Origin of the sequence: Arthrobacter sedimenti (genome assembly GCF_042652025.1) — a bacterium.
In the GTDB taxonomy this organism is placed as follows: Bacteria; Actinomycetota; Actinomycetes; order Actinomycetales; family Micrococcaceae; genus Arthrobacter; species Arthrobacter sedimenti.
Genome location: NZ_JBHSDQ010000003.1, coordinates 413,243 through 433,995, shown reverse-complemented (window position 1 = coordinate 433,995; position 20,753 = coordinate 413,243). Strand labels below are relative to the sequence as shown.

15 protein-coding genes are annotated in these 20,753 nt (G+C 66.3%); 12 read left to right on the top strand and 3 right to left on the bottom strand.

The features are described 5' to 3' along the window. Window positions 1-238 precede the first annotated feature (238 nt). Together ACFO0G_RS10090 and ACFO0G_RS10085 are read left to right on the top strand one after the other, a co-directional pair. A complete protein-coding gene (locus ACFO0G_RS10090; RefSeq protein WP_286403957.1) occupies window positions 239-1,267 on the top strand; it encodes a TerC family protein in 1,029 nt (342 codons plus the stop codon). Between the two features lie 131 nt (window positions 1,268-1,398). Further along, window positions 1,399-2,778, top strand: a complete 1,380-nt coding sequence (locus ACFO0G_RS10085; protein WP_376977338.1) for an MFS transporter — start codon at window positions 1,399-1,401, stop codon at window positions 2,776-2,778. On the opposite strand, the gene ACFO0G_RS10080 is transcribed toward ACFO0G_RS10085, so the two are convergent. From ACFO0G_RS10080 to ACFO0G_RS10070, 3 genes are all read right to left on the bottom strand, one after another. After that, a complete protein-coding gene (locus tag ACFO0G_RS10080; protein ID WP_376977479.1) occupies window positions 2,764-4,029 on the bottom strand; it encodes an alpha/beta fold hydrolase in 1,266 nt (421 codons plus the stop codon). The two genes, ACFO0G_RS10085 and ACFO0G_RS10080, sit on opposite strands and share 15 nt — an antisense overlap. 64 nt (window positions 4,030-4,093) lie before the next feature. Beyond that, complete coding sequence (locus ACFO0G_RS10075) at window positions 4,094-4,600, bottom strand: GNAT family N-acetyltransferase (RefSeq protein WP_376977336.1); 507 nt, start codon at window positions 4,598-4,600, stop codon at window positions 4,094-4,096. A 76-nt stretch (window positions 4,601-4,676) separates the two neighbouring features. Further along, complete coding sequence (locus ACFO0G_RS10070) at window positions 4,677-7,220, bottom strand: DEAD/DEAH box helicase (protein ID WP_286403966.1); 2,544 nt, start codon at window positions 7,218-7,220, stop codon at window positions 4,677-4,679. 97 nt (window positions 7,221-7,317) lie between these two features. On the opposite strand from ACFO0G_RS10070, the gene ACFO0G_RS10065 reads away from it, so the two are divergent. From ACFO0G_RS10065 to ACFO0G_RS10020, 10 genes are all read left to right on the top strand, one after another. After that, a complete protein-coding gene (locus ACFO0G_RS10065; RefSeq protein WP_286403969.1) occupies window positions 7,318-8,100 on the top strand; it encodes a trans-aconitate 2-methyltransferase in 783 nt (260 codons plus the stop codon). Window positions 8,101-8,239: 139 nt separating this feature from the next. After that, window positions 8,240-10,009 carry an ABC transporter ATP-binding protein gene (locus ACFO0G_RS10060; RefSeq protein WP_376977333.1) on the top strand — a complete coding sequence of 590 codons (1,770 nt, stop codon included), beginning with the start codon at window positions 8,240-8,242 and terminating at the stop codon, window positions 10,007-10,009. Then, window positions 10,006-11,847: an ABC transporter ATP-binding protein gene (locus tag ACFO0G_RS10055; RefSeq protein ID WP_376977331.1), complete on the top strand. Its 1,842-nt coding sequence runs from the start codon at window positions 10,006-10,008 to the stop codon at window positions 11,845-11,847. The genes ACFO0G_RS10060 and ACFO0G_RS10055 overlap by 4 nt, the downstream gene beginning before the upstream one ends. Further along, window positions 11,844-12,224 (top strand): GntR family transcriptional regulator, encoded by a 381-nt coding sequence (locus tag ACFO0G_RS10050; protein WP_286403977.1) that lies wholly within the window; start codon window positions 11,844-11,846, stop codon window positions 12,222-12,224. The genes ACFO0G_RS10055 and ACFO0G_RS10050 overlap by 4 nt, the downstream gene beginning before the upstream one ends. A 47-nt stretch (window positions 12,225-12,271) precedes the next feature. After that, on the top strand, window positions 12,272-15,196 hold the full coding sequence (uvrA, locus tag ACFO0G_RS10045; protein WP_376977329.1) for an excinuclease ABC subunit UvrA: 2,925 nt from the start codon (window positions 12,272-12,274) through the stop codon (window positions 15,194-15,196). 79 nt (window positions 15,197-15,275) lie between these two features. Continuing rightward, window positions 15,276-15,992: an HAD hydrolase-like protein gene (locus ACFO0G_RS10040; RefSeq protein ID WP_286403983.1), complete on the top strand. Its 717-nt coding sequence runs from the start codon at window positions 15,276-15,278 to the stop codon at window positions 15,990-15,992. Then, window positions 15,979-16,647, top strand: coding sequence for a lysophospholipid acyltransferase family protein (locus ACFO0G_RS10035; RefSeq protein WP_286403985.1), 669 nt, complete (start codon window positions 15,979-15,981; stop codon window positions 16,645-16,647). Before ACFO0G_RS10040 ends, ACFO0G_RS10035 begins: the two co-directional genes overlap by 14 nt. A gap of 45 nt (window positions 16,648-16,692) precedes the next feature. Beyond that, complete coding sequence (gene uvrC, locus ACFO0G_RS10030) at window positions 16,693-18,738, top strand: excinuclease ABC subunit UvrC (RefSeq protein ID WP_376977326.1); 2,046 nt, start codon at window positions 16,693-16,695, stop codon at window positions 18,736-18,738. 66 nt (window positions 18,739-18,804) lie between these two features. Then, complete coding sequence (rapZ, locus tag ACFO0G_RS10025; RefSeq protein ID WP_142133918.1) at window positions 18,805-19,728, top strand: RNase adapter RapZ; 924 nt, start codon at window positions 18,805-18,807, stop codon at window positions 19,726-19,728. Further along, the gene (locus ACFO0G_RS10020) at window positions 19,728-20,747 is read left to right on the top strand and encodes a gluconeogenesis factor YvcK family protein (RefSeq protein WP_376977324.1); all 1,020 of its coding nucleotides are present in this window, start codon (window positions 19,728-19,730) and stop codon (window positions 20,745-20,747) included. Before rapZ ends, ACFO0G_RS10020 begins: the two co-directional genes overlap by 1 nt. Window positions 20,748-20,753 lie beyond the last annotated feature (6 nt).

The window sequence follows — 20,753 nt, the reverse complement described above, 5'->3', positions numbered from 1 at the left end:
TCAATAGGGTATGGGAAACCGTTATCCGAAACGGCCGGGGCGGTTTGCGTGAAACATCAGGTTGTATGCGCTGGGGTACAGTTAAAGGCACGTAGGGGAGTATCCCAAGCGCTACGATCGTCAACACGCAGGGCACAGTTGCCCCGCCGGGCGTAGCGGGCCGCCACATCAGCACCAAGTGCACAGGCAGGCCGGAGAGACTTACACCATTTTTGTGTACCCTGCGAAAGGCTGCCCTGTGCTCGACTTGCCTGTATGGTTCGAGGTTGGCTCATTTGCCGTCCTCGGCCTGATTCTCCTGATCGACCTCCTCCTGGTGGTGCGGCGGCCGCACGAGCCGTCCATGAAGGAGGCCGGACTGTGGGTGGCCTTCTACGTCACGTTGGCCCTGGCCTTCGCCGGCGCCATGTTCGCTTTCACCGGCCCTGAATTTGGCAGCCAGTTCGTTGCCGGCTGGGTCACGGAGTACAGCCTCAGCATCGACAACCTTTTCGTGTTCATCATCATCATGGCCAGGTTCTCCGTGCCCAGGAAATACCAGCAGGAAGTGTTGATGGTAGGCATTATCATCGCGCTCATCCTGCGCGGCATCTTCATCCTGCTGGGCGCCGTGGTCATCAACCAGTTCAGCTGGGTGTTCTACATCTTCGGCGCCTTCCTGCTCTGGACGGCGTGGAAGCAGGCCCAGGACGAGGGCGAAGAGGAAGAAGACCGCGAGAACCCGCTGATTGCCAAAATCCGCAAGGTCATCCCCATGTCGGAGAAGTTCGACGGCGGCAAGTTGCGGACCGTGGTCAACGGCAAGAAGGTCTTCACCCCAATGGTGATTGTCTTCATCACCATCGGCCTGACGGACCTCCTGTTTGCGGTGGACTCCATCCCGGCGATCTTCGGCCTGACCCAGAGCCCCTTCATCGTCTTTACCGCCAATCTCTTTGCCCTGATGGGCCTGCGGCAGCTGTACTTCCTCCTCGGTGGCCTGATGAACCGGCTGATATACCTGAAGCACGCGCTGTCCGTCATCCTGGCATTCATCGGCGTCAAGCTGGTCCTGCACGCCATGCACGTCAACGAGCTGCCCTTCATCAACGGTGGGCACCACATCGAGTGGGCGCCGGAGATCCCCACCTTCGTATCGCTTGCGGTCATTGTGGGCACCATCATTATTGCCGTGGCCGCGAGCCTGCTCAGCTCCAAAGCGCAGGCTGCGGAAGTTGATCCCCGGCTCGAAGAGGACGCCAGGAAGAGCCACAGCGACGCCGAATAGGGCCGCGCCGCACGATCCCATCACGGTAGTCCCGGCCTTCTTCGCGGCCGGGACTACCCGTTTTAAACCCTGGTAGAAACAGCGACCAAAACCCCCTGCAGGGCACCCCGGCACGGGTCTATGCTCGGAACATGGCCCGCACACTTGTGAAGGATCAGGGCGTGCGCCAGGTGCAGCGGCGCACCGTTGTGCTCTTGAGCGCGGCCCAGGTGTTCGGTGGACTCGGGACGGGTTCAACCGTGTCCATCGGCTCCATCCTGGCCGTCGAACTCTCGGGGTCCAGCGCGTGGGCGGGATCCGTTGCCACCGTAATGACCCTCGGCGCCGCAGCCGCAGCGCTGCCCCTGGCGTCCCTGGCCGAACGGCGCGGCCGCCGCACCGGTCAGGTGGCCGGACTCTCCGCCGCCCTTGCCGGCGCAGTGCTCATGGTCCTGGCAGTGATATCCGGTTCCTTCATCCTGCTGGTCCTGGGGGCGGCAGGCATCGGCGTGGGGACTGCCGCGAGCCTGCAGGCCAGGTTCGCGGCCGTCGATCTCGCTGCCGCCGAGCACCGTGGCCGGGCGCTGTCCACCGTCGTCTGGGCGGTCACCGTCGGCGCCGTCGCCGGGCCCAATCTCATCCAGCCCGGTACGGCTGTTGGCACCGCACTGGGCCTGCCGCCCATCGCAGGCCCCTTCGTGATCTCCGGGGCCGGGCTCCTGATCGCCACCGTGCTCGTGTTCGCCGGCCTCCGTCCCGACCCGCTGCTGCTGGCACGCGAACTTGCCGCTGCCGGCAAGAACGTCGCGACGGGCCATCTGGACGCCCCGCACACCGGCGGCCCTTCGGCAGATGTCCCCGGGCAGGGCGTCCCCGGCGCGCCACCGGCCGTCGGAGGCTCCCTTGGCCGTGGACTACGGGCCATCCGCAGTTCGCGGACGGCGCTGCTGGCCGTGACCGGAATCGTCGCTGCCCATGCCGTCATGGTGGGCGTGATGTCCATGACTCCGCTGCACCTGCAGCACCTCGTGGAGGGGCCCGGTCCGCATACCGGACATGCCGAGGGTGACGTGCTGGTCATCATCGGCTTCACCATTTCGCTGCACATCGCCGGGATGTTCGCGCTCTCCCCGGTCATGGGCTGGCTGACGGACAGGGCAGGCCGGATCGAGACCATCATGATCGGCTTCACGGTGCTGGTGGCCGCCGTCGCGGTTGCCGGATTCGGGCAGTCCTCAACCACCGCCGTAGCCATCGGGCTGGTCCTGCTGGGCGTGGGCTGGTCTGCGGCCACCATCTCGGGGTCCACGCTGCTGGCTGACAGCGTCGGGCGGGACGCCAAAGTGGCGGTGCAGGGCGTCTCCGACATGCTGATGGGCGCCGCGGGAGCGCTGGGCGGCGCGTTGTCCGGACTGGTCCTGGGCTACGCCGGCTACCTGGGCCTGAACCTCCTGGGCGGAACCATCGGCGCTGCTGTCCTGGCCGCCGCCGTTGTCACCCGCACGTCGCACCGGCAGTCAGCGGCCGCTTGACCGGGCCATTCCCAACAGGCGGGCGAAGATCCTCTCACCGTCGTCGGCAATCCCGTCGTGATGGAAGTCGGCGGTCTCCCACACCTGCAGGCCCTGCACTGCTGCCGCGGTGCGCAAGGAGAGGTCCCGGTCCACGTAGATATCGTCCGAGTACACCGCCGCCGCCACGGGGACGGTGTTGGTGGCAAGCACCCGGGAATCGTAGAGCGGTTGCCAATCCTGCCTGCAAGCCAGCAGCTCCGCGACCTCCCGCAAGGGCTCGAGGGCCGGGTCCTGCTCGAAGTACCACGGATACACCATCTCGCCGGTCAGCAGCAGCGGCTCGGCATCCGGCCTGAACCAGGGGTTCTCGGCGAGCATCCGCCAGGCGGACCAATTGGTGGCCTGCCCCTGGCCGTAAATGGATTCGTGCATCAGGGCATACAGCGGGTTGGAACGGCGGGAAACGACGCCCTGGAGCTGCTCCAGGAACGTGTCCGAAAGCCTTGGCCCGCCGGGGGTCTGCACGAAGGCGTCCTCCAGCAGGTAGTGGAGGCTGTCCACCCGGGTGTTGCCGCCCAGGAATGCCCCCGCCATCTGGAACCGTTCCACCGTCAGGGGCACGCCGTCGGGCATCATCTCGGTTGTTGAGCGCAGGTGCCGGGCAATCCGCTCCACCGTCTTCCGGTCCTCCGGATACCAGCCGAAGTATTCCTCGTTGCGTGCCGCCACGCGCTGGTAGGTGGCGCGGTACACGTCGTCCGCGCTGCCGGTGAGCGGTGCAAGGCCGCCGGTGATGAGCACTTCGCGCAGTCCCTCCGGTGCGAAGGACAGGTACGTCAGGGCGCAAAAGCCCCCGTAGCTTTGGCCGTAGATGGTCCAGGGGCCGGAGCCAAGGGCCGCTCGGATCAGCTCCGCGTCCGCCACGATCGAGTCTGCCCTGAAATGTTCCAGGTAGGCGGCCTGGGCGGGCGCGGAGCCGCGGCCAGGCAGGGTGGTGCGGTCGAGGGGTGTGGAGAGCCCAGTGCCGCGCTGGTCCAGCATCAGGATCCGGAAGTCCTGGGCCGCGGCCTTGCTCCAGCCGCCCAGGGAACCCCACCTGTTCCCGCGTCCGCCGGGTCCGCCCTGCAGGAACAGAAGCCATGGCAGCGCGCCGGCGGCTTCCTCGCTGTGTGCCGCGGAGACGTACTCGCGTGCGAAAACTGTGATGGACTCGCCGGACGGCTCCGAATGGTCCAGTGGGACCGTGAAGTAGTGCTCCACGGTGCGCATGCCGCGGAACTCGTGCCTGGCCCTGACCTCGTGCCGGACCGCCGCGGCAGTGCCGCGCTGCACGTCAACCACGGGCGGGAGCCGGGAGGGAGGCTGCCCGGCCGAACATATCCAGCGCCTCGCCGGTGAGCCGGAAGGTGGACCAGCCGTCCATGGGGCGGGCCCCGAGGCGGCGGTAGAAATTGATGGAGGGCTCGTTCCAGTCCAGCACGCTCCACTCCACCCGGGCGTAGCCGTTCTCTACGGCGGTCGCGGCGAGGTGCTGCAGCAGCGCCTTGCCGTGCCCGTCGCCGCGCGCTTCCGGGCTGACGTAGAGGTCCTCCAGGTAGATCCCGTGCACGCCCTCCCAGGTGGAGTAGTTCAGGAACCACAGTGCGAAGCCCTGCACGTCCCCCGCATCATCTTCGGCCATGACAGCGAACACGCTGGGGTTGTCGCCAAAGAGCGCCTGGTCCAACAGCTCGGGTGAATTCCGGACGGCGTCGGGTTCCTTCTCGTAATGAGCCAGTTCGTGGATCATACGGAGGATGGCGGGGACGTCATGCCGGGTTGCGGGACGGATTACACTCATGATTCGAGCTTACCGCCGGTACCGGCACGCCCACCGCAGGGCCGTGGAGAGCCCGCAGGAGCGCAGGCGGCCCGCGTCAGAGGCGGTTTACCTCCGTCACCCTGACCATGGCCGTTCCGGTCGCATCGGACTCCGCCAGGTCCACCTCCGCCGAGATCCCCCAGTCGTGGTTGCCCGCCGGATCGTCGAAGATCTGGCGAACCTTCCAGGTGCCGGGTTCCTCGGTGATCATCAGCAGGCCGGGGCCGCGGGCATCTGGGCCCGTCCCAATGTCGTCGTGTTCGTCGAAGTAGTCGTCCAGCGCATCTTCCCAGCGGTCGGCACCCCAGCCGGAGCCGCCGTCGAGCTCTCCCAAAGCCGCGGAATCTTCGTCGGCGAACAACTCCACCCGGCGGAACATCTCGTTGCGCACCATCACCCGGAATGCGCGGATGTTTGAGGTGAGCGACGGCGGCGGGGGCGGCGGTGCGTCGTGCGGCGTCGGGGCCTTCCCGGACGTGAGTTCCTCCCACTCGTCCAGGAGGCTGGAGTCCACCTGCCGTACCAGCTCGCCGAGCCAGGCGATGAGATCCGCCAGGTCCTCTCGGAGGGCGTCCTGCGGGACGGTCTGGCGCAGCGCCTTGAAGGCGTCGGCGAGGTACCGCAGCACGATGCCTTCCGAGCGCGCCAGGCCGTAGAACTGGACGAATTCACCAAAGTTCATGGCCCGTTCGTACATGTCGCGGACCACCGACTTGGGTGCCAGCTCGAAGTCGCCCACCCATGGCGCAGCCTTCCGGTACACCTCGAACGCCTCACCCAGGATCTCTGCCAGCGGCTGGGGGTAGGTCACCTCATCCAGCATGGCCATCCGCTGGTCGTAGTCGATGCCGTCGGCCTTCATGGCGGCCACCGCTTCGCCGCGGGCCTTCTTTTGCTGTGCGGAGAGGATTTGGCGGGGTTTCTCCAGGGTCGCCTCAATGACGGACACCACGTCCAGGGCGTACGACGGCGACTCCGGGTCAAGGAGGTCCAGCGCAGCAAGTGCGAAGGGGGAGAGCGGCTGGTTGAGGGCGAAGTTTGGCTGCAGGTGCACGGTCAGCCGGACAGTGCGGCCATCGGGGCCTTGCTCGTCCGGCGGGATCCGCTCGATGACCTCGGCAGCCAGCAGTTCCCGGTAGATGCCCAGCGCCTTCTTCATCAGCCGCAGCTGGTTGGGGCGCGGCTCGTGGTTCTCGGTGAGCAGCCGCCGGGCCGCCGCGAACGGGTCGCCCGGCCGTTCCATCAGGTTCATCAGCATGGCGTGCGTCACCGTGAAGCTTGACGTCAACGGGTCCGGGACTGATTCCACCAGCCGGTTGAACGTGGGCTCGCCCCAGGACACGAAACCCTCGGGCGGTTTCTTCTTCACCACCTGGCGCAGCTTCTTCTGGTCGTCGCCGAACTTGGCGGTGGCCTTGGCCATGGCCTTCACGTTCTCGATCACGTGCTCGGGCGCCTGCACCACCACGGTCCCGGCGGTGTCGTAGCCCGCCCGGCCGGCCCGCCCCGCAATCTGGTGGAACTCACGTGAGTTGAGCAGCCGGGTGCGGACGCCGTCGTACTTGCTCAAGGCCGTGAGCAGCACCGTCCGGATGGGCACGTTGATGCCCACGCCCAGTGTGTCCGTCCCGCAAATCACCTTCAGCAGTCCCGCCTGTGCCAGCTGCTCCACCAGCCGGCGGTACTTTGGCAGCATGCCGGCGTGGTGCACGCCGATCCCGTGGCGGACCAGCCTGTTCAGCGTCTTCCCGAACCCCGCCGCAAACCGGAAGTTGGCGATCAGCTCCGCGATCTTGTCCTTTTCCTCCCTGGTGCACACGTTGATGCTCATCAGGTTCTGGGCGCGGTCAATGGCTTCGAGCTGGCTGAAGTGCACCACGTAGACAGGCACCTGCTTGGTGGACAGCAGCTCCTCCAGGGTCTCGTGGACGGGAGTCTGGTGGTAGTAGTAGTGCAGCGGGATGGGCCGCTCCGCCGAGCTCACCGTGGTGGTGGCGCGGCCGGTCAACGCGGTCAGCCCCTCCTCGAACCGGGTCACGTCGCCCAGGGTGGCGGACATGAGCAGGAACTGCGCCTGCGGAAGCTCCAGGAGGGGGACTTGCCAGGCCCAGCCGCGCTGCGGGTCGGAGTAGAAGTGGAACTCGTCCATGATCACCGCGCCGAGCTCCGCGGCCGAGCCTTCCCGCAATGCGATGTTGGCCAGAATCTCTGCGGTGCAGCAGATGATGGGCGCGTCCTGGTTGACCCCGGAGTCGCCGGTGATCATGCCCACGTTCTCCGCACCGAAAATGTCGCACAGTGCAAAAAACTTTTCGGAGACCAGGGCCTTGATGGGCGCCGTGTAGTAGCTGCGGCGACCCTGGGCCATGGCCTGGAAGTGCGCGGCGATCGCCACAAGCGACTTCCCCGATCCCGTGGGCGTTGCCAGGATGACGTTGGCCCCCGTTGCCAGCTCCATGATGGCCTCGTCCTGCGCCGGGTACAGCGACAGGCCCCGGCTTTCCGTCCACTCCACGAACCGGGTGTACAGGGCGTCGGGGTCGACGGCGGCGGCCGGGTTGGGGGTGGACAGGTCGCTCAGCTGGTCAACGAGTTTCATTGACTTCAACCTTAGTGCCACGTGGCATACCGGCAGGGCGGTGCTGCCGGGTTACGCTACGGCTTGCCCGTGTGCGCGTCAGAACCTGGAGATATTCATGAAATGGGACCCCGCAAAGTATGCCGAGTTTGGCGACTACCGGAACAGGCCGTTCTTCGACCTCACGGCCCGGATCCATGCGGAGGGGCCGGCGCACGTGGTGGACCTTGGGTGCGGGCCCGGAAACCTCACGGCAACCCTGGCCGAACGTTGGCCGGACGGGCGGGTGGTTGGCGTGGACTCGTCCGCGGAGATGCTGGCACAGGCTGCCCCGCTGGCGGCGAAGATCCCCGCCCTGGCATTCGAGCAGGCGGACATTGCCGCCTGGATGCCCGCTCCCGTGACCGACGTCGTGGTGAGCAACGCCGCCCTGCAGTGGGTCCCGGGCCACCAGGACCTGATGCGGAAGTGGCTCGAAGCCCTCCGGCCCGGCGCCTGGTTTGCCATGCAGGTGCCCGGAAACTTCAACGCCCCGTCGCACGCCCTGATGCGGGAACTGGCCGCCTCGGACCGGTGGGCGTCCAAGCTGGACGGGGTGCTGCGGGGCGGGGAAACAGTGGGGGAGCCCGGAGACTACCTGGGCATCCTGCTCGACGCCGGCTTCGCGGCGGATGCATGGGAAACCAGCTACCAGCAGGTGCTGCATGGCCAGGACCCGGTGCTGGCGTGGGTCAGGGGCACCGCGCTGCGCCCGGTCATGGGCGCCCTCAGCGAGGATGACGCCAAGCGCTTCGAATCCGAGTACGCCGCCGCCCTTCGGGACGCTTATCCCCAGGGCGTCCACGGCACGGTCTTCCCGTTCCGCCGGATCTTCGCAGTAGGCCGCAAGGCTGTGGGCTGATAGTTTTCAAAACCGTCACATGCCGTGACAGCGATGAAAAGTGATGTGGCTTACAATGGCGTCTGTGGTTTAGGGGTCAAGCTGCTGGCCCCCTCTTCGGCCAAACGCACATACAGGGGGTATTTTGCTGGTCGGACTCATGAAGCGGCAGCTTGCGGGCCAATACGGGCGGGTCGGCGCCATCGTCTTCCTCCAGTTGGTCCAGGCGGCCGCGAACCTGCTGTTGCCCACGGTGAACGCAGCCATCATCGATGACGGCATCGTCGCCGGAAGGCCTGAGGTGATCTCGCGGCTCGGGGTGCTCATGGCCGTCATCGCCGTGGTGCAGGCCGTCTCGGCCATCGCCGCGGGTTACCTTGGCGCCGTGGTGGCCATGAGGATCGGGCACCGCCTGCGGGCGGAGGTGTTCAGCAGGATCCAGTCGCTGTCCTCGCAGGATGTGGCCCTGTTTGGAACGCAAAGCCTGACCACCCGCGCAACGAACGATGTCCAGCAGGTCCAGGCGTTTGCCGTGCTGGTCTTCACCATGCTCTTTGCCGGGCCGGCCATGGGCATCGGAGGGATCGTACTTGCCGTGCAGCAGGACGTGGCGCTCTCCGTGGTCGTGATCGTCATCGTGCCCTTGCTCCTGCTCATCATGTACTTGATCGTCCGCCGGTTGATTCCGCTCTACCGGGAAGGCCAAGACCTGCTGGACCGGTCCGGCGGTATTCTCCGCGAGCAGATCATTGGCGCTGATGTCATCCGTGCCTTCGTCCGGCAGGGCCACGAAGTGCGGCGGTTCGCGGCGACCAACGCGGGCCTGACGGCCAACAATCTTCAGTCCGCGCTCCTGGTGGCCGGGATGCTGCCGATGATCATGCTGGTGGTCAACATCAGTTCGGTTGCCGTTGTTTGGTTCGGCGGCCACCGCATCCAGGCAGGACTGATGAACCTCGGGGCGCTTACGGCGTTCATCGCATACATCATGCAGATCCTGCTCGCGATCATGATGTCCATGTACGTCCTGATGACGGCGCCCCGCGCCGCCGTCTGCGCCGAACGGATCCAGGCGGTCCTCGACACCGAGCCGTCCGTCAGCAGCTCAGCGCAGCCGCACGCCCTGCTGGACCAGCCCCGTTTCCATCACCCCCGGCTGGACCACACCCGTTTGGACCCGTCCCGCCCGGCGCCGCTGACATTCCAGGACGTGGGCTTTTCCTATCCGGGTGCAGAAGCCCCTGTGCTTGCCGGCATCAGTTTTACCGCCGCTCCCGGTACCACCACCGCGATTGTCGGCTCCACGGGCAGCGGCAAGACCACCTTGCTGAACCTGGTTCCGCGTTTCCTTGACCCCACGGAAGGCCGGATCACGCTGGCCGGCCAGGACATCCGGAACCTGCCCCTGGACCAGCTCCGCGCCGCCATGGCCATCGTGCCCCAGCACTCCCACCTGTTCACCGGAACCATCGCCGACAACCTGAGGATGGGCGCCCCCGACGCAACGGACGAAGAACTCTGGGCCACCCTGGAGGCGGCGCAGACCATGCGCTTCATGCGTGACCTCCCGCTGGGGCTTGCCACCCCTGTTGGCCAGGGGGGCGCCAGCCTGTCCGGCGGGCAGCGGCAAAGGCTGTGCATTGCCAGGGCCCTGCTGCGCAAAGCGCCCCTTTACCTCTTCGATGACAGCTTTTCGGCGCTGGACTACGACACGGACACCAGGCTGCGGCAGGCCCTGGACGAGCAGCTCGCCGCGGCAACGACCATCCTGGTTGCCGAGCGGATCTCCGCCGTGGAGGACGCGGAGCTCATATTGGTGCTCGACGACGGCGGGCTCGTTGCGCAGGGGACGCACCAGGAGTTGCTGGAAACCTCAGCCACCTACCGGGAGATTGCCGAATCCCAGCTCGCGTTGGACGGCACGCTGTGACGGCCGGGGAGGAATCCGGGGAGGCGGCGCAGAAGTTCTGGCCGACTGCCGGCAGGCTCCTTGGCCTCCTGCGCCCCTTCCGGCTGCACGTGCTGGGGGCAGTGGCGGCCACCTGCGCGTTCGCGGGCCTTAACGTTGCCGCCCCAAAGTACCTGGGTGATGCCACCGACGTGGTGGTGGAGGGCGTCTTCCAAGGCACCCTGGACCAGCGCCTTGGAATCCTGCTGGCGGCCGTGGCCATAATGTATGTCTTCGCCTCCCTGTTCAACTGGGTGCAGGGCGCACTGACAGCCCATGCCGTACAAGGTCTCATGTATGGCCTGCGCGCCTCGGTCGAGGACAAACTTCACCGCCTTCCCTCCACCTACTTCCGGGAGCGCTCCCGGGGTGACGTCCTGAGCCGGGCCACCAACGACATCGACAACATTGCGCAGGCCCTCAACCAGGTCCTGACCCAGCTGATCGTGTCGGTGCTGATGCTCTTCGGTTCGCTGGCCATGATGCTGTGGATCTCGCCGCTGCTTGCAGCCATTGCCGTTGCCACCGTTCCCATCTCCACCTGGATCACGTTCCTGGTGGCCAGGCGGTCGCAGGAACACTTCGCGGTGCAGTGGAAGGAGACCGGCGAACTCAACGCCCACGTAGAGGAATTCGTCAGCGGGCACGAGGTCATCAAGGCCTTCGGCCGGCAGGGACATGCGGTGGAAGTATTCAGCCGCAGCAACGGGCGCCTGGCACGGGCAGCTGCCAAAGCGCAGTATTCGGCGGGAGTGGTCCAGCCGCTGATGGTGCTGATGTCCAACCTGAACTACATAGCGGTTGCAGTGGTGGGAGCCCTGCAGGTCATCGCGGGGGCCATGACCATCGGGGGCGTCCAGGCCTTCATCCAGTTCAGCCGGTTGTTCACCCAGCCGGTGGGCCAGATCGGGGGGCTCCTCAACGTCATGCAGTCCTGCGCGGCGTCCGCGGGCAGGGTTTTCGTGCTCCTGGATGCACGTGAGGATCCGCAGGAGCCAAACCTGCAGCAGCAGGACCCGCCGGAGCAGGACGGGCGGCCTTCCGGCGCTGCGGCCGGGGGCGCCATCGTTTTCGACGACGTCACGTTCGGCTACCCCGGCTCCGTTCCCGCGGTCCGCAACCTCGCCTTCACCGTGGAACCGGGACAGTCGGTGGCAATCGTGGGACACACCGGCGCGGGCAAGAGCACAGTGGTGAACCTGCTGATGCGGTTCCTGGAGCCCACGTCCGGCAGGATCACCATGGGTGGACTCAACATCGCGGACATCCCCCGGGACCACCTTCGTGCCCGGTTTGGCGTGGTGCTGCAGGATTCCTGGCTTTTCGGAGGCACCATCCGCGACAACATCGCCTACGGCCGGCCCGACGCCCCGGATGCTGCCATCGTCGCCGCGGCAGAGGCCACGCATGCGGACCGCTTCATCAGATCCCTGCCGCACGGCTACGACACTGTTTTGGAGAACGGAGGGGATCCGCTCAGCCAGGGCCAGCGGCAGCTCCTGACCATCGCCAGGGCGCAGCTCGCCGGGCGCTCCGTACTCGTCCTGGATGAGGCAACCAGTTCGGTGGACTCCAGGACTGAGCTGCTCATCCGCCAGGCGATGCAGCGGCTGCGCCACGGGCGGACAAGCTTCGTGATCGCCCACCGTTTGTCCACCATCCGTAACGCTGATCTAATTCTCGTCATGGACCACGGACGCATCGTCGAGCAGGGCACGCATGGAAGGCTCCTTGCCGCCAACAGCTACTACGCCAGGCTGTACAACGCCCAGTTTGCAGAACGCGAAGGCAAGGCGGGCGTCCTGGAGGGCGGCCTGTGAAAGCTGCTACCGACTTCCCGGGGTCCTGGCGGCCCAACCAGGCCAGCAGCGTAGCGCTGTTCGAGCAGCTTCGGCTGCAGGTCATCCACTTGGCGGACAGCGGTGCACTGGCGCCCGGAACCAGGCTCCCTGCGGTAAGGGCCCTCGCGGAACAACTCGACGTCGCCCCGCACACCGTCGCCAGGGCCTACAAGGAGTTGGAGGCGGCCGGCGTCGTCGCCACCCGTGGCCGCAACGGCACGGTTGTTTGTGCCCGTGATGAGCGGCTGGGAGGCCTCTCCGACGCCGCGGCCGCATATGCCGCCGTCGCAAAATCCCAGGGCGCCAGCTTCGCCGAAGCGGTCAAGCTGCTGGCCGCCGCCTACGATGTTCCCTGAGGGCGGAACGGTCAGTGTTCGAAAAAGTTTTCGATTAGCATTATGGGGTGCCTAAAGCCTTAGCTGAAGAAACCCCTGCCCCCTCCGCTTCCCTCGCCGTACCCTCCGCGGCCGCCCTGGAACGCCCGGACCTCTCCCGCCTCGTGGTGAAGGGCGCGCGGGAGCACAACCTGCGCAACGTGGACCTCGACCTGCCGCGCGACGCCATGATCGTCTTCACCGGCCTCTCCGGATCCGGCAAGTCGTCCCTGGCGTTCGACACCATCTTCGCCGAGGGCCAGCGGCGCTACGTCGAATCACTCTCCGCTTATGCACGCCAGTTCCTGGGCCAGGTGGACAAGCCCGACGTCGATTTCATCGAGGGCCTCTCCCCGGCGGTCTCCATCGACCAGAAATCCACCAGCAAGAACCCGCGGTCCACGGTGGGCACCATCACCGAGATCTACGACTACATGCGCCTGCTCTGGGCGCGCGTCGGCCGGCCGCACTGCCCCGTTTGTGGTGAACCGGTGTCCAAGCAGACCCCGCAGCAGATTGTCGACCAGCTCCTTGAACTCGACGAGGGCACGCGCTTCCAGGTCCTGGCCCCGGTGGTGCGCGGACGCAAGGGGGAGTTCGTTGACCTCTTCAATGACCTCACCGCCAAGGGCTACTCGCGGGCGCGCGTGGACGGCAATCTCATCCAGCTGAGCGATCCGCCCAAGCTGGGCAAGCAGTTCAAGCACACCATCGAGGTGGTGGTGGACCGCCTGGTGGTCAAGGAAGGCATCAGCCAGCGGCTGACAGACTCCATCGAGACCGCCCTGGGACTGGCCGAGGGCCGCGTCCTGGCGGAGTTCGTTGACGTTGATGCGGATGCCCCCGAGCGGATCCGGGCGTTCTCGGAAAATCTCGCCTGCCCCAACGAGCACCCGCTCGCCATCGACGAGATCGAGCCCCGCTCCTTCTCCTTTAACAATCCCTTCGGCGCCTGCGCGGCCTGCAGCGGCATCGGCACCCGGCTGGAGGTGGATGAGGAACTCATCGTTCCCAACCCGGAACTGTCCCTGTCCGAGGGCGCCATCGCTCCATGGTCCATGGGAACCGCCACCGCGGAGTACTGGAACCGGCTGCTGGAGGGCCTGGCCAAGGAAGTCGGTTTCTCCATGACCACGCCGTGGGAGAAGCTGGGCAAGGACGTGCGCCAGATCGTCCTGCACGGCAAGGACCACAAAGTGGTTGTGCAGTACCGCAACCGCTTTGGCCGTGAACGCAAGTACAGCACCGGATTCGAAGGTGCCATCCAGTACGTCCACCGTAAGCACGGCGAGACCGACTCCGACTGGGCCCGCGACCGATACGAAGAGTACATGCGGCAGGTTCCCTGCCCCGCGTGCAATGGTGCCCGCCTCAACCCGGCATCACTGTCCGTCCTCATCAACGGCAAGTCCATCGCCGAGGTTGCCGCCCTCCCCATGCGGGAATGCGCAGATTTCCTGAACAACCTGGTGCTGACCGGACGCGAAGCCCAGATCGCCCACCAGGTCCTCAAGGAGATCCAGGCACGGCTGACCTTCCTCCTGGACGTCGGCCTGGAGTACCTCAACCTGGAGCGGCCCTCGGCCACCCTGTCAGGCGGAGAAGCCCAGCGCATCCGGCTGGCCACACAGATCGGGTCCGGCCTGGTGGGTGTCCTCTATGTCCTCGACGAACCGTCCATCGGCCTGCACCAGCGCGACAACCGCCGGCTCATTGAAACCCTCACCCGGCTCCGCGACATGGGGAACACCCTGATCGTCGTGGAGCACGACGAAGACACCATCCACGTGGCCGACTGGATCGTGGACATCGGACCCGGCGCCGGCGAGCACGGCGGCCAGGTGGTCCACTCCGGCACATACAAGGAACTGCTGGACAACAGGGAATCGCTGACCGGTGACTACCTGTCCGGCCGCAAGGCCATCGAGGTACCCAAGAAGCGCCGCAAGTACGACAAGAAGCGCGAGATCAAGGTAGTGGGCGCGCGGGAGAACAACCTCGTGAACGTCGATGCCGCTTTCCCCCTGGGCCTCTTCACTGCGGTTACCGGCGTGAGCGGTTCGGGCAAGTCCACGCTGGTCAACGAGATCCTCTACAAAGTCCTGGCGAACAAGCTCAATGGTGCCAAGCAGGTGGCCGGGCGGCACAAGACGGTCCAGGGCCTGGAGCAGCTGGACAAGGTGGTGCACGTCGACCAGAGCCCCATCGGCCGGACTCCGCGGTCCAACCCGGCCACGTACACGGGCGTCTTCGACAACATCCGCAAGCTCTTCGCGGAAACCACCGAAGCCAAGGTCCGTGGCTACCTCCCCGGCCGCTTCTCCTTCAACGTCAAGGGCGGCCGTTGCGAGGCGTGCTCCGGCGACGGCACGCTGAAGATCGAGATGAACTTCCTGCCTGACGTCTACGTCCCCTGCGAGGTGTGCCACGGGGCCCGCTACAACCGGGAGACCCTGGAAGTGCACTACAAGGGCAAAACCATCGCGGATGTCCTCAACATGCCCATCGAAGAGGCCGCCGAATTCTTCGCGGCGTTCTCACCCATCGCACGGCACCTGAACACCCTGGTGGACGTGGGACTGGGCTACGTGCGGCTGGGCCAGCCGGCCACCACCCTGTCCGGCGGCGAAGCGCAACGGGTCAAGCTCGCGGCGGAACTGCAGAAGCGCTCCAACGGACGCAGCATCTATGTCCTGGACGAGCCCACCACCGGCCTGCACTTCGAAGACATCCGCAAGCTGCTCATGGTCCTGCAGGGCCTGGTGGACAAGGGCAACACCGTGATCACCATTGAGCACAACCTGGATGTCATCAAGAGCGCGGACTGGCTGGTTGACCTCGGGCCTGACGGCGGTTCGGGCGGCGGCCAGATTGTCGCCGCAGGGACGCCGGAACAGGTGGCGAAGTCCAGCACCAGCCACACGGGGAAGTTCCTCGCCGAAATACTGGGCTGAGCGAAGGAATTACAAGAGAAGTATTCCTCGCCGGGAATGCGAGTTTCAGGCACTCCTGCTGTCGTGAGAAACTAACCCGGTGACTTCAACAACAGTGCCCGTGATCTTTGACCTGGACGGCACTCTTGTCGACCCGGCCGGTGGAATAACCGGGGGGATTGCGTCGGCCCTCCGCGGGCTGGGGCTCCCCGTTCCCGGCCAGGACCTGCTGGACTCGATGATCGGCCCCAAGCTGAGCGATTCACTGCTCAACGTGGCAAAGGTGCCGGCGGACCGCCTGGAAGAGGTGGTCCGCCGCTACCGCGACTACTACGTCGCCACAGGCATCGCCCAGAGCCGGCTGTACCCGGGCATCCGCGAAATCCTCGAATCGTTCGCAGAGGCTGGACGCCCCGTGGCCGTTGCCACCCAAAAACCGCAGCGGCTTGCCCACAAGGTCCTTGCCCACCACGGCATCGACGGCTTCTTTCACGGCATCCACGGGTCCGCCGACGACGAAACGCTGGTGGAAGGCGTCCCGCTCGGCAAGACGCAGATCATCGCCGCCGCCCTCCGGGACCTGGACACCCGGCACGCCATCATGGTGGGGGACCGTGCCCAGGACGTTTCCGGTGCAATCGCCAACGGGCTGGACTGCATCGGGGTTGTCTGGGGCTTCGCGCCGGACGGGGAGTTGGAGGAAGCCGGCTCCGTGGCGGTCGTCAATACCGGCGAGGAACTCGTAGCCGTGATCGAGCGGCTCCAGTCGATCCACACTGCGGCCATGAGCGGGGTGAGCAACGATGGAAATGTTTGATGCCGTCCGCTGGACCACCCGCAACCTGATCGCCGGCACCTGCCGGCCCACCGTCGTCGGCCTCGACAACGTCCCTACCGATGGCCCCTTTATCGTTGCACCCAACCACCTGTCCTTTTTCGACAGCGTGATCGTCCAGGCGCTGATGCCCCGGCCCGTCGCCTTCTTCGCCAAGGCTGAATACTTCACCACCGGCGGCGTCAAGGGCAAGGTCATGAAGGCCTTCTTCGAGTCCGTGGGCTCCATCCCGGTGGAGCGCGGGGAACAGGCTGCCAGCGTGCAGGCCCTCAAGACCCTGCTGGACATTTTGGAAGCCGGGCGCGGCATCGGCATCTACCCGGAGGGCACCCGCTCCCGTGACGGCATCCTCTACCGGGGGCGCACCGGGGTTGGCTGGCTGGCGCTCACCACTGGGGCTCCCGTGATTCCCGTGGGCCTGATCGGGACCGAGCAGCTCCAGCGCGCCGGCGAAAAAGGGGTCCGGCCGCAGCACTTCACCATGAAGGTGGGGGAGCCGCTGTACTTCGACAAGACGGGTCCGGACCACTCCCTTCCGGCCCGCCGTCAGGTTACGGATCGGATCATGGACGCCATCGCCGAACTCAGCGGCCAGGAACGCTCTGCGAGCTACAACCAGAGCAAGTCCGCCGAATAGCCGGGGCTGGCAGGGAGACCCGGCGCGACTCGGTAGACTTGATAGGTGGCAAATCCAGCAAGTTACCGCCCCAAAACCGGTGAAATCCCCACCAACCCAGGCGTCTACCGGTTCCGCGATCCGCACGGCCGGGTCATCTACGTAGGCAAAGCCAAGAGCCTGCGGTCGCGGCTGAACTCCTATTTCGCCAACCCGGCCGGGCTGTTGCCCAAGACCTATGCGATGGTCCACGCCGCCAGCAGCGTCGAGTGGACCGTAGTGGGCAGTGAGCTGGAGTCGCTGCAGCTGGAATACACCTGGATCAAGGAATTCAAGCCCCGGTTCAACGTGGTGTTCCGGGATGACAAGACCTATCCGTACCTTGCCGTGACCATGAGCGAAAAGTACCCCCGGGTGCAGGTGATGCGCGGCGACAAGCGGAAGGGGACGCGCTACTTCGGTCCGTACACAGCCGGGGCCATCCGGGAAACCATGGACACCCTGCTCCGCGTTTTCCCTGTCCGGAGCTGCAGCGCCGGTGTCTTCAAACGGGCTGAGGCCAGCGGGCGGCCGTGCCTGCTGGGATATATCGATAAGTGCTCAGCGCCCTGCGTGGGCCGGATCTCGCCACAGGACCACCGGGCACTGGCTGACGACTTCTGCGCCTTCATGGGCGGTGAGGCCACCAGGTTCATCAACAAGCTCGAGAAGCAGATGGGCGACGCCGTGGCGAAGCTCGACTATGAGCACGCTGCCAGGCTCCGGGACGACATCACCGCGCTGCGCAAGGTCTTCGAACGGAACGCGGTGGTCCTGTCAGAGGACACCGACGCCGACGTCTTCGCCCTGCATGAGGACGAACTCGAGGCCGCCGTCCAGGTGTTCCACGTCCGCGGGGGCAGGATCCGCGGCCAGCGAGGCTGGGTGGTGGAGAAGGTGGAGGACTTCAGCACCCCTGATTTGGTGGAGCACCTGCTCCAGCAGGTTTACGGCGAGGACGGCGATACGCACGGTCGGCTCCCACGCGAAGTCCTGGTGCCTGTGGCGCCCAGCAATATGGAGGACCTGGCGAAGTGGCTGGCCGGCATCCGCGGCGCCAAGGTGGACATCCGGGTACCCCAGCGGGGGGACAAGGCGGCGCTGATGTCCACCGTGCGCGAGAACGCCGAGCACGCGCTGCGGCTCCACAAGACGCGGCGCGCGGGCGATATCACCGTCAGGTCCCAGGCCCTCCAGGAACTCCAGGAAGCGCTGGACCTGCCCGTTCCGCTGCTGCGGATCGAGTGCTTCGACGTTTCCCACGTACAGGGCACCAACGTGGTGGCCTCCATGGTGGTGGTGGAGGACGGACTCCCCAAGAAGTCCGACTACCGCAAGTTCTCCATCACGGGTCCCGCGGCGTCCGATGACACGGCCGCCATGCACGACGTCCTCACCCGCCGGTTCCGCCACTACCTGCAGGACAAGTCCGCGCAGGTGGATGAGTCCGTCCTGGCGGCGGACGGGCTGGCGGTGGACGGGCTGGTGGCGGATGGCCAGCCTGAGGCTGACCAGGCGGCCGAAACCGAAGCTGCCGCCCTCGACACCACCACCCCGGCGCCCAAGGCAAAGTTCGCCTACCCGCCCAACCTGGTGGTGGTGGACGGCGGCCAGCCCCAGGTGAACGCCGCGGCCCGAGCCCTGAAGGATCTTGGCGTCGATGATGTGTACGTCGTGGGGCTGGCCAAGCGCCTGGAGGAAGTGTGGCTTCCGGACAGCGACTTCCCGGTTATCCTGCCCCGCACGTCCCAGGGGCTGTACCTGCTGCAGCGGATCCGTGACGAGGCGCACCGCTTCGCCATCACGTTCCACCGCCAAAAGCGCGGCAAGGCCATGACCGTCTCGGCGCTGGACGCCGTTCCGGGGCTGGGTGCCTCCAAGCGCAAGGCCCTGCTGGCGCACTTCGGCTCGGTCAAGGGCGTGAAGGCTGCCACCGTGGAAGAGCTTGCCCAGGCGAAAGGCATTGGCCCGGCACTGGCCAATGCCATCGTGCACCACTTCGCTGCCGACGGGCCCGAAGCGGTCACAGTGCCGGCGATCAACATGACCACCGGCGAAATCATTGAATCTTAGCTAGGGTAAAGGGCGGGGCAGCGCCATCGCCGCCCAAGGGGACAACGAGGAAACGGGGCAGGCTTCATGGCAGACACGACGGCGGAATCCGGGGCCGGCCACGACGGGATGGAACCCGTCAAACCGGTCGAAGCGGAGCTGCTGGTGGTCACCGGAATGTCCGGCGCCGGACGAAGCACGGCAGCCGACGCACTGGAGGACCACGGCTGGTATGTCGTAGAGAACCTGCCGCCGCAGATGCTGGGCACGCTGGCGGAACTGGTCTCGCACGCACCGCAGTCCATTCCCCGGCTGGCAGTGGTCATCGACGTCCGCAGCAAAGGTCTCTTTGCCGATATCCGTTCGGCTCTGCATGCACTTGCCGCCAGCGGGGTCACCTTCCGGGTCCTGTTCCTTGACGCCAGCGACAACGTCCTGGTCCGGCGGTTTGAACAGGGACGCCGTCCGCACCCGCTGCAGGGTGGTGGACGCATCCTTGACGGTATAGCGGCCGAACGTGAGCTGCTGCAGGAACTGCGCGACAGCTCCGACGTCGTCCTGGATACTTCCAACTACAACGTCCACGGCCTGGCCACCGCCATTACGGAACTGTTCAGCGAAACTGGCCCCGTCGCCCTGCGGCTCAACGTCATGAGCTTCGGCTTCAAGTACGGCCTGCCGGTGGACGCGAACTACGTGGCCGACGTCCGGTTCATCCCCAACCCGCACTGGGTGCCCCAGCTCCGCCCGCAGACCGGCCTGGACAAGGACGTCAGCGACTATGTGCTGGAGGCCGAGGGCGTCAAGAACTTCGTGGACCGCTACGTCCTTGCCCTGGAACCCGTCCTGGAGGGGTACCGCAGGGAAAACAAGCACTACGCCACCATCGCCGTGGGCTGCACCGGCGGGAAGCACCGCTCCGTTGCCGTGGCCGTGGAACTTTCGAAGAAACTCGCACAGTATCCGCGGGTCACGGTGACCACCGCGCACCGGGATCTGGGCCGCGAGTAATGGCCCTGTTCACCGGAGCCCTGCCCCTGGTGCCGCCGGCCGCTGGTAAGGGCCCGGGCCAGCAGGACAAGGGTCCCAACGTGGTGGCCTTGGGCGGCGGCCACGGCCTGGCGGCCTCGCTCTCGGCACTGCGGCTGCTCACCTCCGAGCTCACCGCGGTGGTCACGGTAGCGGACGACGGCGGCTCGTCCGGGCGTCTGCGCGAGGAGTACGGCGTCCTTCCGCCGGGAGACCTCCGCATGGCACTGTCCGCGCTCTGCGACGACACAGACTGGGGCCGCACCTGGCGCGATGTCATGCAGCACCGGTTCCGAGCCGGGAAGGGCCCGGGCGGCTCCCTTGACGAGCACGCCATGGGCAACCTGTTGATCGTGACGCTTTGGGAACTGCTGGGCGACGCCGTCGCAGGGCTCAAGTGGGCCGGAGCGTTGCTCGGGGCACGGGGGCAGGTCCTGCCCATGTCAACCGTTCCGCTCACCATCGAAGGCGATGTGCGCGTGACCGCCCCGGACGGTGGCACCAGCCTCCAGACCATCCGCGGCCAGGCGCGCTGTGCCGTGGCCGGTTCGTTGGAGGAAGTCCGGCTCCTGCCCGAGGCAGCCCCGGCGTGCACTGATGCCCTGACGGCCATCGAATTGGCGGACTGGGTGGTCCTCGGCCCCGGCTCCTGGTACACGTCGGTCCTGCCGCACCTGCTCCTGCCGGAGATGCGGCAGGCCCTGTGCAGCACGCCGGCCAAGCGCTGCCTGACCATGAACCTTGCCACGGACACCAAGGAAACCAGCGGCATGACGGCCGCGGACCACCTGCACGTCCTTCGGCGCTACGCCCCGGAGTTCAGCGTGGACGTGGTCCTGGCCGATCCGGCGTCGGTGCCGGACAGGCAGGAGTTCGAGAAGGCTGCCGGCATGCTAGGAGCGGAAGTTGTCTTGGGTAAAGTAGGGGCGTCGGGACGCCGGCCCGTCCACGAGCCGCTTCGGCTGGCCACGGCGTACCAGGACATTTTTGGGAACAGTTAGGAAGGT